Origin of the sequence: Streptomyces sp. NPDC048506, from assembly GCF_040651315.1 — a bacterium.
Taxonomy (GTDB): Bacteria; Actinomycetota; Actinomycetes; order Streptomycetales; family Streptomycetaceae; genus Streptomyces.
Map to the genome: position 1 here is coordinate 160,756 of NZ_JBEZIX010000015.1, position 13,053 is coordinate 173,808.

At 71.0% G+C, this 13,053-nt stretch carries 12 protein-coding genes; 9 read left to right on the forward strand and 3 right to left on the reverse strand.

Going from position 1 to position 13,053, the window contains the following annotated elements; translation table 11 throughout:
• The first annotated feature begins 2 nt into the window (after positions 1-2).
• The 7 genes from AB0C96_RS15025 to AB0C96_RS15055 all read left to right on the forward strand — a co-directional run bounded on the left by AB0C96_RS15025 (position 3) and on the right by AB0C96_RS15055 (position 7,742).
• The gene (locus tag AB0C96_RS15025) at positions 3-332 is read left to right on the forward strand and encodes a lasso peptide biosynthesis PqqD family chaperone (protein ID WP_362917379.1); all 330 of its coding nucleotides are present in this window, start codon (positions 3-5) and stop codon (positions 330-332) included.
• Positions 329-745 carry a lasso peptide biosynthesis B2 protein gene (locus tag AB0C96_RS15030; RefSeq protein ID WP_362917381.1) on the forward strand — a complete coding sequence of 139 codons (417 nt, stop codon included), beginning with the start codon at positions 329-331 and terminating at the stop codon, positions 743-745. Before AB0C96_RS15025 ends, AB0C96_RS15030 begins: the two co-directional genes overlap by 4 nt.
• A 124-nt stretch (positions 746-869) precedes the next feature.
• Positions 870-2,543 (forward strand): ABC transporter ATP-binding protein, encoded by a 1,674-nt coding sequence (locus AB0C96_RS15035; protein ID WP_362917418.1) that lies wholly within the window; start codon positions 870-872, stop codon positions 2,541-2,543.
• Between the two features lie 420 nt (positions 2,544-2,963).
• Complete coding sequence (locus tag AB0C96_RS15040) at positions 2,964-3,245, forward strand: phosphopantetheine-binding protein (RefSeq protein WP_362917383.1); 282 nt, start codon at positions 2,964-2,966, stop codon at positions 3,243-3,245.
• Entirely contained in the window at positions 3,235-4,458 is a 1,224-nt protein-coding gene (locus tag AB0C96_RS15045) for a beta-ketoacyl-[acyl-carrier-protein] synthase family protein (RefSeq protein WP_362917385.1), read from the forward strand. Before AB0C96_RS15040 ends, AB0C96_RS15045 begins: the two co-directional genes overlap by 11 nt.
• A gap of 52 nt (positions 4,459-4,510) precedes the next feature.
• Positions 4,511-6,625, forward strand: a complete 2,115-nt coding sequence (locus AB0C96_RS15050; RefSeq protein ID WP_362917387.1) for an MMPL family transporter — start codon at positions 4,511-4,513, stop codon at positions 6,623-6,625.
• Between the two features lie 4 nt (positions 6,626-6,629).
• Positions 6,630-7,742, forward strand: a complete 1,113-nt coding sequence (locus tag AB0C96_RS15055; protein WP_362917389.1) for a type III polyketide synthase — start codon at positions 6,630-6,632, stop codon at positions 7,740-7,742.
• A gap of 315 nt (positions 7,743-8,057) precedes the next feature.
• Here the strand turns inward: AB0C96_RS15055 and AB0C96_RS15060 are convergent, their stop codons facing one another.
• Positions 8,058-8,297 (reverse strand): hypothetical protein, encoded by a 240-nt coding sequence (locus tag AB0C96_RS15060; RefSeq protein ID WP_362917391.1) that lies wholly within the window; start codon positions 8,295-8,297, stop codon positions 8,058-8,060.
• 606 nt (positions 8,298-8,903) lie between these two features.
• Between AB0C96_RS15060 and AB0C96_RS15065 the strand changes: the two genes are divergently transcribed.
• The gene (locus tag AB0C96_RS15065; protein WP_362917393.1) at positions 8,904-9,419 is read left to right on the forward strand and encodes a hypothetical protein; all 516 of its coding nucleotides are present in this window, start codon (positions 8,904-8,906) and stop codon (positions 9,417-9,419) included.
• Positions 9,420-9,661: 242 nt separating this feature from the next.
• On the opposite strand, the gene AB0C96_RS15070 is transcribed toward AB0C96_RS15065, so the two are convergent.
• Both AB0C96_RS15070 and AB0C96_RS15075 read right to left on the reverse strand, forming a co-directional pair.
• Positions 9,662-10,558 (reverse strand): alpha/beta hydrolase, encoded by an 897-nt coding sequence (locus AB0C96_RS15070; RefSeq protein WP_362917395.1) that lies wholly within the window; start codon positions 10,556-10,558, stop codon positions 9,662-9,664.
• A 676-nt stretch (positions 10,559-11,234) separates the two neighbouring features.
• Positions 11,235-11,720 (reverse strand): SRPBCC family protein, encoded by a 486-nt coding sequence (locus AB0C96_RS15075; RefSeq protein ID WP_362917397.1) that lies wholly within the window; start codon positions 11,718-11,720, stop codon positions 11,235-11,237.
• A 1,119-nt stretch (positions 11,721-12,839) separates the two neighbouring features.
• Here AB0C96_RS15075 and AB0C96_RS15080 point away from each other — a divergent pair.
• A partial coding sequence (locus AB0C96_RS15080) for a transposase (protein ID WP_362917399.1) occupies positions 12,840-13,053 on the forward strand: 214 nt, incomplete at its 3' end.

A 13,053-nucleotide genomic window follows, 5' to 3' on the forward strand; every position in this document is an offset into this window, starting at 1 on the left:
CGATGACGCGTCGACGACCCGACCGAGGGGGACAGATGGAGACGCTGCGACTCCGCTCCGGCGTGCTGATGACCGAGACCGAGTACGGCGTGGCCCTGCTCGACCAGTCCACGGGGGAGTACTGGACCCTCAACCCCACCGCGGCCCTCGTGCTGCGGGTGCTGCTCGACGGCGAGCCCCCCGACCGGGCGGTCTCGGTGTTGACCGCACGGTACGACGTGGACCCCGCCGAGGCGACGGAGGACGTCCACCGCATCGTCGGCGAACTGCGCTCCGCCAACCTCTTCTCCGCGGCACGCCGCGTCGGCAAGGCCGGAGGGACACCGTCATGACCACCCCGGAGGCGGTGCCGTACCGCCCGGAATCCTTTCCGTTCGGGCGCCGTTGGGCTGCGCGGTTCGCCGTCGGGTGCGCCCACCTGCTCGCCACCCAGCCGCCCGGACGCATCTGCACGGTCTTGCGCTGGCTGCGGCGCGGCGCACGCCCCACCAGCCTGCGACAGGCCACGGCCGCCCGGGACACCGTCCTCGCGGTCAGCCTCTCCTGCGGCGGCCAGAAGGGCTGCCTGCCCCGGTCGCTGGGCACCGTGCTGCTGTGCCGGATGCGCGGCGAGTGGGCCGTGTGGTGCGTGGGCGCCCGCAAGCGGCCGCCGTTCGCCGCCCACGCCTGGGTCGAGGCCGAGGGCGAGCTGGTGGGCGAGGGCTGTCCCGTGGACTACTACCAGCGCTTCCTCTCCGTGGAGTGACTCAGTGAGCGTGCAGACGCGAGCGGACCGAGCCGCCACCGCCCACGCCGGACCCGGCCGCGCCGCTCCCCGTCACCCCGCCCGGCGCGCCCTCGCCCGGCAGCTCGGGCAGAGTCGCGGCGCGATCCTCGGTGGCGCCCTGCTCGGTCTGCTCGGCGCGACGGCGGGACTCGTCCAACCCCTCGCCGCCAAGCACCTGGTGGATCAGCTGGGCGCGGGGCACCGGGTGACCGGCGACATGCTCGCCCTCGGTGCCCTCGTGCTCACCGGCGCGGTCCTCGTCGCCCTGGGGTACTACGTGCTGGAACGGGCCGCCGAAACGGTGGTGTGCGCCGCGCGGCGCCGACTGGCCGGCCGACTGCTCCGGCTGCGCGTCCCCGTCGCCGAGTGCCACGAACCCGGCGACCTCATCGCCCGCGTCACCTCCGACACGACCCTGCTGCGCCAGGTCGCCACCCAGGCCATGGCGTCGGCCCTCACCCAGACCGTCATCAGCCTGCTCACCGTGGGCATGATGGCGCTGCTCGACCCCGTGCTGCTGGCCGTGACCCTGGGCGCGATCGCGCTGATCGCCGTCGTCTGCGGGGGCATCCTGCCCCGGATCGGACGGGCTGCCGAGCAGACCCAGCAGGCCATCGGCGACATGGCCAGCGCCCTGGAACGCACCTTCGGAGCCTTCCGCACGGTCAAGGCGTGCGGTGCGGAACAGCGCGAGATCGCACGGCTCCACGAGGCGGCCGAGCGGGCCCGGCGTACCGGCGTGCGCACCGCCTCCTGGGAAGTCGTCTCCGACACCGTCACCGGCGCGGCCACCCAGATCGCCTTCCTCGCCGTGCTCGGCGTCGGCGGGGCACGGGTCGCCGCGCATGCGATCAGCGTCTCCACACTGGTCGCCTTCCTGCTCTACCTCTTCGCCCTCGCGCCACGCATCAACCAACTCGCCGGCGTGGCCGGTCAGTTGCAGGTCGGAGCGGCGGCCGCGGTGCGCATCGGCGAGACCGAGGACCTGCCGGTCGAGGAGACCTCACCGCTCGCTCCGCACACCGAGCCGCCCGGCCCCGCAGCCGTGGCCTTCGACGGGGTGAGCTTCGCCTACCGGCCCGGGGCGCCCGACGTCCACCGCGAGGTCTCCTTCACGATCCCGGCCCGGGGCACGACCGCCTTCGTCGGCCCCTCCGGGGCGGGCAAGACCACGATCTTCTCGCTCATCGAGCGGTTCTGGGAACCCGACGCGGGCCGCATTCTGTTGGACGGCCGGGACCTACGACACCGGCCCCTCGCCGAACTGCGCGCCGCCATCGGGTACGTGGAGCAGGACGCACCCGTCCTGGCCGGCACCCTGCGGGAGAACCTGCTCCTCGGCTGCCCGCACGCCACGGAGGACCGGCTCCGCGCGGTGCTGCGCCGCGCCCGGCTCGACACGGTCGCCGACCGGCTGCCCCAGGGGCTCGACACGCCCGTCGGCCATCGGGGCAGCGCCCTCTCCGGCGGCGAGCGCCAACGCGTCGCGCTGGCCCGGGCGTTGCTGCGCACCCCTCGGCTGCTGCTCCTCGACGAGGCCACCTCACAGCTGGACGCCGCCAACGAAGCCGCCCTGCGCGACACCATCGCCGACGTGGCCCGCACCACCACCGTGCTGGTGGTGGCGCACCGCCTCTCCACCGTGACCAGCGCGGACCGCATCGTGGTGATGGAGGCCGGGCGCGTCCGGGCGGTGGGCACCCATGCGCGCCTGGTCCGGGACGACGCCCTCTACGCAGAACTGGCGGCGACGCAACTCCTGCGCCCCACCGAATGAACCACCGCCCCGCCGGACGGCGCAGTGCGGGCCAACCGGCGGGCACCGGCGTCCCCGCGGATACGGTCGGCGGGCCCGTGCCCTCCCGCCGACCCCGGAACCGCGGGAGGTCCGCGACGCCCTCCCCGAGACCCGGTCCCGGGCACTCACTCATCTGCTGGCGGCGGCTCGCGCCGACGCGCCGGCGACTTTAACGTGATCTCACTTGCAACAGCACGGGGCGTGCCGGCCACGGCACAAGGGACGGGCCCCAGGCGACGTGGGATCTCGCCCACGACCAACAGCCGACCGAATGCGGGGTGCCCGACTCGTCACGACGCTCCTGTCAGCGAGGGCATGGGCGTCCCGCACACGCGGTCCCACGGACGCACCAAGCAACAGCTCCGTTCGTCCCGCGGCGATGGAACAGGAGGCCCCGGCATGACACAGACAGTGGAGCAGGCGGCAGGACAGCCGGCACGGTCGGAGCTCCCCGAGCCCCTCGTCACCCTGCTGACCAGCCATTTGGACGTGAAGGTGAATCCCGACCAGCTCTCGGCGGACACGACGTTCGAGAGCCTTGAGATGGATTCGTTGTCCCTGATGGAGCTGGTGGTGGCCGCGGAGCAGGAGCTCGGGATCGTCCTGCCCGACGAGGCCGCGGACCTCTCCCCGTCCTCCACCCTCGGCGATGCGGCTCGGGCGTTCCGGAATGCGACCTGATATCGCGGTCACCGGGCTGGGCCTGGTGACTCCGGCGGGGCACACGGCCGAGGCGAACTGGGCCGCGCTGTGCCGGGGCCGGTCGCTGGCCGCCGCCGATCCCGACCTGGCGGGGCTCGCTGTCGACTTCTCCTGCCGGGTGGCCGACTTCGACGCCGCGGGGGAACTCGGTCGGCCGTACGCGCGACGGGTGGATCGCTTCATCCAGTTCGCCCTGGTCGCCGCGCGGCGGGCCGTCGCCGACGCCGAGCTCGACGCGCGCACCTGGCGAGCGGACCGGGTCGGGGTCGTGCTGGGCGTCGGATCGAACAGCCTGAGCACCTACATCACCGAGTTCTGCCACCTCGGCGCGGGGCGGCCGGAGCGGATGTCGCCGCTCGGGCTGACGCGGAGCGTGCCGAACATGGCCGCGGGCGAGGTGGCGATCGACCTCGGTGCGCAGGGCCCCAACTTCACCACCTCCAGCGCCTGTGCCTCGGGGGCGACCGCGATCGGCGTCGCCCGGGACCTGCTGCGGTCGGGAACCTGCGACGTGGTGTTGGCGGGCGGCAGTGAATCGGCCTGCTGCCGCCCGGCGTCTGCCTGCTTCACGCAGATGCGGGCGCTGTCCCTGCGGCGGGAGCAGCCGGCACTCGCCAGCCGGCCGTTCGACGCGGCGCGCGACGGCTTCGTTCTGGGGGAAGGCGCCGGTGTACTCGTCCTGGAACGCACGTCCACCGCGCGGGAGCGTCGAGCGCCCGTCCTGGCGCTGCTCGCCGGCTACGGAGCCGGCGCCGACGCGCACCATCCCATCGCCCCCCATCCGGACGGCGACGGCGCGGTCCGGGCCATCCGGGCCGCTATGGAGGACGCCGGGTGCCGGCCCCGGGACATCGGTCACGTCAACGCGCACGGCACCTCCACGCCGCTGAACGATGAGGCCGAAGCGGTGGCCCTCACCCGGGTCTTCGGCGACGGGGTACCACCGGTCACCGCCTCCAAGGGCGTGATCGGGCACGCCCTCGGAGCGGCCGGGGCGATCCAGGCGGCGTACACGGTCCTCGCGCTGCGCCACGGGAAGGTCCCGCCGGTGGCGAACTTCGAGAACCAGGACGGGGACCACAAGCTCGACGTGGTGGCCGGATGTCCGCGTCCGACGGGCGGGGCCGCCGGAATCAGCTGCTCCTTCGGCTTCGGCGGCCAGAACGCCGTCCTGCTGTTCACAGCTCCCTAGATCGGGAACACGCGTCGGCCAAGGCCGGCCATGAGTGAGGGTTGGCACACGGATGGATACGGTGCGGCGTCGGGCCTGGCTGGTGGTGGTGTGCGCCCTGTTGGCGGCGGTGTGCGCCGCGGCCCTGTCGCCGGCCGCCTTCTCGGCACTGAGCTCCGGCGGCGCGGTCGCCACGGAGACCGAGGCGGAGCGGGCCGGCGACCAGGCCGAGCGGTTGAACGTGCCGTCGCCCGATCTGTTGCTCGCGGTGTCGCGACGCACGACGGGCGGCGACGAGGCGGCGGTCCGCGACGGGGCCCGAGCAGTGGTGGGGGCGCTGTCCCGGCAGCGTGACGTACGCGCCGTGTGGTCCGCGGTGGCGACCGGGGATCCGTGGCTGCGCTCCAGGGACGGACGGACCGTCCTGGTCGCCGCGCGGCTGAAGGGTACGGACAAGGACCGCAAGCACGCCGCCCCCGGCGTGGTGTCCGCTGCCCGCTCCGCCGCCCCGGGCCTGCGCGTGGAGCCCAGCGGAGAGGTGTGGGCGCACCGGGAGATCGACGAGACGATCGACCACGACCTGCGCCGGGCCGAACTGCTGGCCGCACCGGCCCTCTTCGTCGTCCTGGTCTTCGCCTACGGATCCGTGGTCTCGGCCCTGCTGCCCGTCGTCGTGGCCGCCCTGGCGGTCGGCTGTACGCTCCCGGTGCTGGGCCTGTTGGCCCAGGTGATGGACGTGTCACGGGTCGCCGTGAGCGCCGCCTCGGCCATCGGCCTGGGCCTGGCCGTCGACTACAGCCTCTTCCTGCTGGCCCGGTTCCGGGAGGAGACCGCACGGGGCGCGGACCGCGAGACCGCGCTGGCCGCCGCCCTGCGCTCCAGCGGGCGCTCGGTCGCGTTCTCGGCCGCCGCCGTCGCCGCCTGCCTGGCCACCGCCATGGTGGTGCCGGTGCCCCTGCTGCGCGGGCTGTCCCTGGCGGGCATGGTGGTCGCCGTGCTGGCGGCGCTGATCGCGCTGACGGTGGTGCCCGCCTGCCTGCGACTGCTCGGTCCGCACGCCGATGCGTGGGACCCCCTGGCGCGGTGGCGGCGCAGCGGAACGGGCGACGGAAGCCGGTTCTGGCAGCGGACGGCTTCCGCGGTCACCGCGCGGCCCCTCCTCGCCGGTGGCACGGCGGTGCTGCTCCTGGTCCTGATGGCCCTGCCCTTCTCCCATGCGTCGCTCGGCCTGGTGGACGAACGGACCCTCCCGCCGTCCGCCCCGGCCGCCACTGCCGCGGAGCGCGTGCGCACCGAGTTCGCCGCACCCCCCGAACGGCTCCTCACCGTGGTCGTCACCGGGCCCGGAGCGACGGACGGGGCGCGCTCGTACCGCGACCGGCTCGCCCACATCCCGGACGTCACCGGCGCACGCGTGGTGCGCACCGTCCCGTCCGACGAGGCTGCCGTGCTGCTGGTGGCCTCCGCCGCAGCCCCCGACACACCGGAGGCGGACGCCGTGGTCCGGGCGGTGCGGGCCGCACCCGCCCCAGGGACCGTGCTGGTGGGCGGACGCGCCGCGGAGGTCACCGACACCGCGGACGCGGTGCTCGACGCCCTGCCCCGGTGCCTGCTGCTGCTCGCCGTCGGACTCATGGTCCTCCTCGGCACCTTCACCCGCACCGTGGTCGCGCCGCTGAAGGCACTGGCCGTGGCGGCCGTCAGTCTCGGGGCGAGCCTGGGCGCGATGGTCGTCCTCTTCCAGGACGGCCACGGCAACGCGGCGCTGGGCGGGTTCCGGGCGATGGGGTCGCTGGACGCCTCCACGCTCCTGTTCGTCCTCTTCATCACGCTGGCCCTGTCGGTGGACTACGAGGTGTTCCTCCTGGGCCGCATCCGGGAGGAGTACCAACGCTGCGGCGACAACCGGGCGGCGATCGTCGGCGGCATCGCCCGGACCGGCCGGCTGATGACCTCCGCCGCCGCCGCGGTGGCCCTCTCCACCGCGGCCATGGGCACGTCCGAGGTCTCGTTGCTCAAGCTCATCGGCATCGGCGTGGCGCTCGGCGCGCTGGTGGACGCCGTGCTGGTACGCGGATTGCTGGTGCCGGCCGTCATGGCGGCCCTCGGCCCGGCCAACTGGTGGACGCCGGCCCGCACCCGACCCTCACCGTGGATGACCGCGCGCGCGGAGAAAGGCGAAGGCTGAGCCAATGAGGCAGAAGACGGAGCGCTGCGAGCGGGGACCGGGGAGTCCCGACCCACGGGTAACGGCGGTCGAGACGGTCATGCCGCCGTATCGGTACCCCCAGGAAGAGATCACGACCGCCCTGGCGCGCGAGACCCTGAAGGAGTCCCGGGCAGGGACCCTGATGCTGCACAAGATCCAGGCCAACATCGGTGTGCGCACCCGCCACCTGTCGCTGCCGCTGGAGGAGTTCGCCGCGCTCTGCGAGTCCGACTACTTCACCCGGGCCAACCGGGTATGGCTGGAGACCGCCCTGGAGCTGGGGGAGCAGGCGCTGACCCAGGCGCTGCGGGCGGCCGGGGTGCAGCCGGACGAGGTGGACGCGGTGGTCAGCACCACCGTGACCGGACTGGCCGTGCCGTCGCTGGAGGCGAGGCTGGTCCACCGGATCGGACTGCGGAAGGACGTCAAGCGCATCCCGCTGTTCGGGAACGCCTGCGCCGGAGGGGCCGCGGGTCTCGCCCGGCTCCACGACTACCTGAGGGCCTACCCCGACCAGGTGGCCGTCCTGCTCGCGGTGGAGCTCGGCTCGCTGGGGTACTTGCGCAAGGACGGCTCGATGTCGAACATCATCGCCGCCAGCATCTTCGGAGACGGCGTGGCCGCGGTCGTCGCCGTCGGAGGCAACAGGGACGAAGGCGCCACCGGTCCCCACATGGTCGACGCCGAGAGTTTCCTGCTCCCCGACAGCGAGGACATCGTCGCCGTGGAGATCGGCACGCACGGCTTCAAGGCCGTGCTGTCCCCGGAGATTCCGACGCTTACGGAGGAACACCTGCCCAAGGTGGTCCAGGAGCTCCTCGGACGGCATGGGCTCACCGCGGACCAGGTTGCGAGCTGGGTCGTCCACGGCGCCGGGCCGAAGGTCTTCACCGCGGTCGAGCGGGCCTTCGGCCTGCCCCCGCAGATGTTGGAACACACCCGGCGGTCCCTGGCGGAGCGGGGCAACCTCGCGTCCGTGTCCGTACTGGACGTACTACAGATGACGATGCAAACACCACCGCCCCCAGGCGCACCGGGCCTCGTCATCGCCATGGGCCCTGGTTTCGCCATCGAACTCGTCCTCGTCCGCTGGTGACCCGAACGTCCCCTGTACACCTCAGACGTCCTCCCAGGGGACAGCGCCACGGATATCCGGATATCCATAGACGGCGCATGCCTCTATGCGGCGCATCTACCCCTGTGGGGCGGATCTACGGGCGCACCGCCTGCATCGAAATCGCCTGAACGGCCGCCGAGAGGAATGCACCACTTTGCCTGACGGGCCAGCCTGAATTCTGATGCCCTTTCGGCCCGGCCGTGGCTCGGACGGGCCCCGTACCCGTGCCGTGAAGAAGGTTCAAAAATGGACCCGGTGCCCGGCTGGTGGTTCGGGCGCCGGGTCCCGTTTCCGTTACTTGCCGAATCTGTTGTTGCAGCCGAGGGACGATCCCAACGCGGTGGACTGCGCGCCACTGCCGACCCCGACCGCGCCGAGGACATCGGTGTTCAGATCGTGCGACCTGCACGAGCTGCCCTGCAAGATGTCGAACAGGCTGCCCGGCCCGCCGTCGGCGTAGGCGGTACCGGCACCGAGGAGGCTGACGCCGCCGAGAGCAGCAATCACCACGGCAGCCTTGCGAAGCTTGCACATTTCGTCTCCGGTGGGTTGAGCGGATGCGACCTGCGGTCAATTGACTTGGTGAGATTACGAAAGGTAATACGAAAGATCTTGCAACTGCTCGGCGGCGCGCCGGGCCCGCGTGCCTGCGGCAATCCGGTGATGGCGGCCCGCCGATCGAATGACCCGCGCGCCCCGGGGTGCCGGAATATTGACCACGGCACGGGGAAAGGAGTACGGGCCGTTCGGCCGTGTCCCATGACGGGCTGTTGGTGATTGCGACCTTGCGCCCGTCTTGCCGACGGTGTCCGGGTCGCCGTCGCGGGCCGTGTTCGCCGGGCCTCGCCGCCGACCGCCCCGGAACCCTGGTCTGACAAGATCAACGTCTGACAGGAGTCACGTCGTCAGCGGGACGCCCCTGCGAGAGGGCTGCCCTTGCGGCACGGAATCCTGCGGCACGGAATCGGGACGAGAAGCAGGACGGGAGCGGGACGAAGCGGGATGTGGAGAGGACGCGCGGTCGAGACGGCAAGGGGTGTGGCGCCGATAGCGCGGAGCCGGTGGGATCGCGTGCGCGGCACGGCGTTGTCACCCGTCACAGCACTGCTGGTCTCCGCCTTGGGTGCCACCGGTGTGGCCGTGACCCAGGCTCAGCCGGCGGTCGCGAGCGGTGTTTCCGCGGGACCGGTGGCGGCTCCGGCCCGTACGCCGGTGCGCGTCGTACCGGCGGCCGCGAGCATCAGGGTCAGCGAGGGGCAGGTCGGCGAGGTCGGGCCCGGTGGGAGCATCACCTACCCGGGCGTGACCAGTTGCCTGACGGTGACGGTCCGCCTCCAGGACGGAGGGAAGGTGGGAGCGCACGCCAGCTTGTTTCAGGTGCCGGGGGAGTACCGGTCGGATCGGATCCTCGCCGCGGTCGAACAGCGCATCGGGGCGCGGCACGTACGTGCGGTGGAGGTGAGGGGCGCCGTCGGTGCCTGGCACCCGAGTTACTTCACCAAGGCGGTCGAAAGCTACGCGGAGGGCGAGCAGGTACCCGTGCCCACCGCGCCCGACCCGGGCGGCCTGGCCGCTGTGGTGGCGGGCCAACTCGGGGTGCCGAGGGGCATGGTGACGGTCGAGGACGTCCCCGACGGCGACCAAACGGTGACCTGACGTGGTCTGGCCTGACCTGAGCGGACCTGAGCTGACACGGCCTGGGATGAATGAACTGACCTAGCGGAGCCGGACTTCTCGGCGAGCACGGCGGCTGCACGGCGCCTACGTGCCGGAGCGGTTGGGCGGCGGGAGGACGTCCGCATCGAGTCTGCCTGCGGCGGCTGTGGCCCTTTCGTTGAAGGGGGCAACCGGCTGGCTGCCCCCTTCAACCCGTTAGACGGTGGCTTGCGCCTGCTGGATCAGACAGTCAATTGGTCGAGGATGTCGGCCACTTCCGCAGGCTTGAGCAGAAACCCGACATGGCTGGTGGCCAGGGTGTGCACGTCGTAGGGGTTGTCGGGCGTCAAGGCGTCGGCTTCGGCGATCAGGCGGTCCTGCATGGCCACGGGAAGCGACCGGTCGTCGGTGAGACGGATGTAGGTGCGGGCGATGGTGCCCCAGGTGTCGGCGTGGCCCCGTGCGTCGGACATCATCACCGCCAGGGACTCGTCCGGCTGAAGGATGTTGAGGAAGGCCCGGAACTGTTCATCGGTGCCGTCCGCCATCATCGCCGCCTTGAGCGCGGCCAGCATGACCGGGTCGGCGGTGCGGTAGTTGGCCCGGCCGACGCCGAGTTCGGCAGGGTCGCCGACGTTCAGCGCGGCCAGTGGGGCGAGCAGGTTGTCGCCGAACTCGGGCTCCTGCATGTACTCGATGGGGTTGGAGCGTTGCACGCACGACCAGCCGGAGATGTAGACGAGCCGGCTCACCAGATCAGGGATGGTGTTGCCCACGCCGGTGATGGTGGTTCCGCCGAGGCTGGCGCCGACCAGTACCACCGGCCCGTGCTCGGCCACCCGCCGGACGACGTCGACGACCATGTCGATGTTGTCCTGCAAGGTGACCTGGGCCAATTTCGACGGCTCGGTCGCCCACGTGTCGAGGTCCTGCGGGGCCTGGTAGGCGGCCGGGTACTGCGCGTCGAAGCCGTGCCCCGGCAGGTCCACGGCGAAGGTGCGATGGCCGAGCAGCGCCAGTTCGCGCTGGAGAGGGGCCCACATCAGCGAACTGCTGCACACCCCGTGCACGAGCACGAACGTCGCGTTCGCGTCGCGGGCCGGGCGCGGACGGGGAGAGTTGCCGGAAACAGATGTCATACGAGTCAGTCCAATGTCCGGTGGACGGCGCGGCAGGCAGGGACGACGGGTCGATCCCCGCGCGGTGCGCCGCCAAAGCGATGGGAGAAACGAGCGCGCCTGTCACCAGGCGCACCACGGTTCAGTGGCCGGGCGCAAGCAAGCCGACGGCAGCGCTGATCCAGCGCATGCCCCCCCGGTCAGGGGTCGGCACGCGACGTGGATGCGCTCACCGGCAGCGGTGCGCGTCGACGGTCAAGGCCGAGCGACATCCGCAGGCAGTGCCGTGAGACCGCGACGGTCTCCTGCGGGTTCCTCGGCCGGCCCCGGTCGCTGAGCGACTGCGGCGGCAGAAGTCTTAGGCAGTCCGAAGGCGGACGAACATGTAGGACATGATGAGTACCCTAGCCGATCATGGATGACCAGCGAGGACGATGTGCGCCCGGCGGAGAGACCGACGCCTCGAACTCCGCAACGCCTTCGTCCCGTTGACCCGCCGGCCCGACCTGGTTCAGGCGCCTCAAGAAGCCAACTCGTGATGGCGAAGCGCCGGACTCGGCAGCCGAGCACGGCCCCGCGTGCCGCGTCGATCACCCGTCGGGACGTCAGATCGGTCGCCTCGTCGGTGAGCGATGCACTCCGTGATCTACCACAGTAGCCTCGCAGGACACCGGGAGCCGCGCAGCCCTGAGCGGTGCTACGGGGTGTCCGAACGGTGAACGCCCCTTCGTTCGCCGGCAGGTTGAGCCGTGAGTGCGGTGTCGGCGGCGTCGAGGATCTTGCCGAAGACGTGCGCGATGACGGGTTTGGCGAACACCCGGGTGACGGCCGCACCGAAGGGGAGAGGGACCTGGAAGGTGGTCGTCCAGACGACCAGGGTGCCTCCGGCGACTTCGCTGAACGTCATGCGGCCGAGCTCGTGCCGGGCCGGCGGGAAGCTGCGTTCGACGGTGTAGTCGAAATCGTGCGGTGGGTGGTAGGCGGTGATCCGTTCACGGAACCAGCCGATCAGCCAGGTGTGCAACCGGACAGCACCCACTCCGTACGGCGCGCCTGCCCCCGGACGAGCCAGTCGCGCCTTGAGGACGAAGGGGGAGCGGGTGTAGTTGGTGGTCGTGGTGCACCAATCGAATACGTCGGCGATCGGTGCTGCGATGACGCGTCGCACGGTCAAGGTTTCCATGTGTAGTCCCTTCTTCCGGCCGGACGGCGCGGAACGACGGCCGCGCCGAGCCTGTCGGGGTTGCGTATGGCGTACATGCCGTGGATCAAGGAGTCGGCGATCTGCTTTCCTGTCCCCCTCCCGCGCGAGCCTGATCCACCCTGTAGACATCACACGGCCCACAACTGTGACGCCCTCGCCGGTGACGCTCATCACACGCGAGGGTCACCCGTCGGTTACGGATCCCACAGTCTCCGTCGCGGTCCATGGCCTCGAAGAGACGCCTCCGCAGTTCCTTCCTCTTCCGGGTGTGCGAACCGTCCGCACCGGCCCGGGCCGATTCGAGCTTGTCGGTGATGAATTCTTCGCGGGAGATGCGCTGATCGCCGTCGATGTCCATGCGCGCGACCATGCCGTCCCTCGGACATGCGCTTCCTTTCCATGGCGATGCGCGACGAATTCTCCGGTATTCGATCCTCCCGGGATTGCGCAGCCCGCGCAGCGCGCCGCAGGGCAGCGGGAGATACCCCTTCGGGCCTGGGTCGCCCGGCGAAGGCCGCGAACAGCGTTCCCTCGTCTTCGCCCGCCCTCTCCGGCTGGTGCCCGAAACCCCGCAATGGAACGAGGCGGATTTTCGAGCGGGGGAGGGGGTGAGGGAGGGGAAGGAGAGTCGGGTGCTACAAGCGTGAGGGATAAAGCATCGAGTGAGGAGACGGCAAATCGTTTCGCCGCCACTCACAAGGAGGATGCTTGGCGTATCGGTAAATAGGTGGGGAAGGTTTCCGCGGCAATGCCAATCGCCAACCGCCAACCGCCAACTTCCTTACGCCAAGGAGTGGTCAATGCGTCGAATTGTCGCCGTCGTCCTCGGAACCGTCGCGTTCCTCGGGGTCCTCGCCACCCCGGCCCAAGCGACGACGGGACCTCTCGCCGATTACGCTTTCGCTCTTGTCGGCCACACGTGGGGCGCCATCATGCCGGCAAGCATTACGCACAGCGCAGCGCACTCCGCCCTTGACGCCATCAGGTGATGACGCGAATCGCACGAGCTTTGCGGGACTGACTCAACGTGCGGACTAAGAGCTCCTAACACAACGCTGGTAGCCGTGCCCTCTGGACAGGTGCGTCGGTTGGTTAGGTATGGGAAAGCGGAACCCTCAACCATGGCTGGTTGACGATGAGTTGTGGTCGAGAATTGAGCCGTTGCTGCCATCATCACCTGATGGTCAGCCGCGGCCGGGGCGGAAGAAGACGCTGGAGGACCGCAAGGTGCTGTGCGGCATCTTGTTCGTCCTCTACACCGGCATCCAGTGGGAGTGGCTGCCTGGTGAGCTTGGGTTCGGCTCAGGGATGA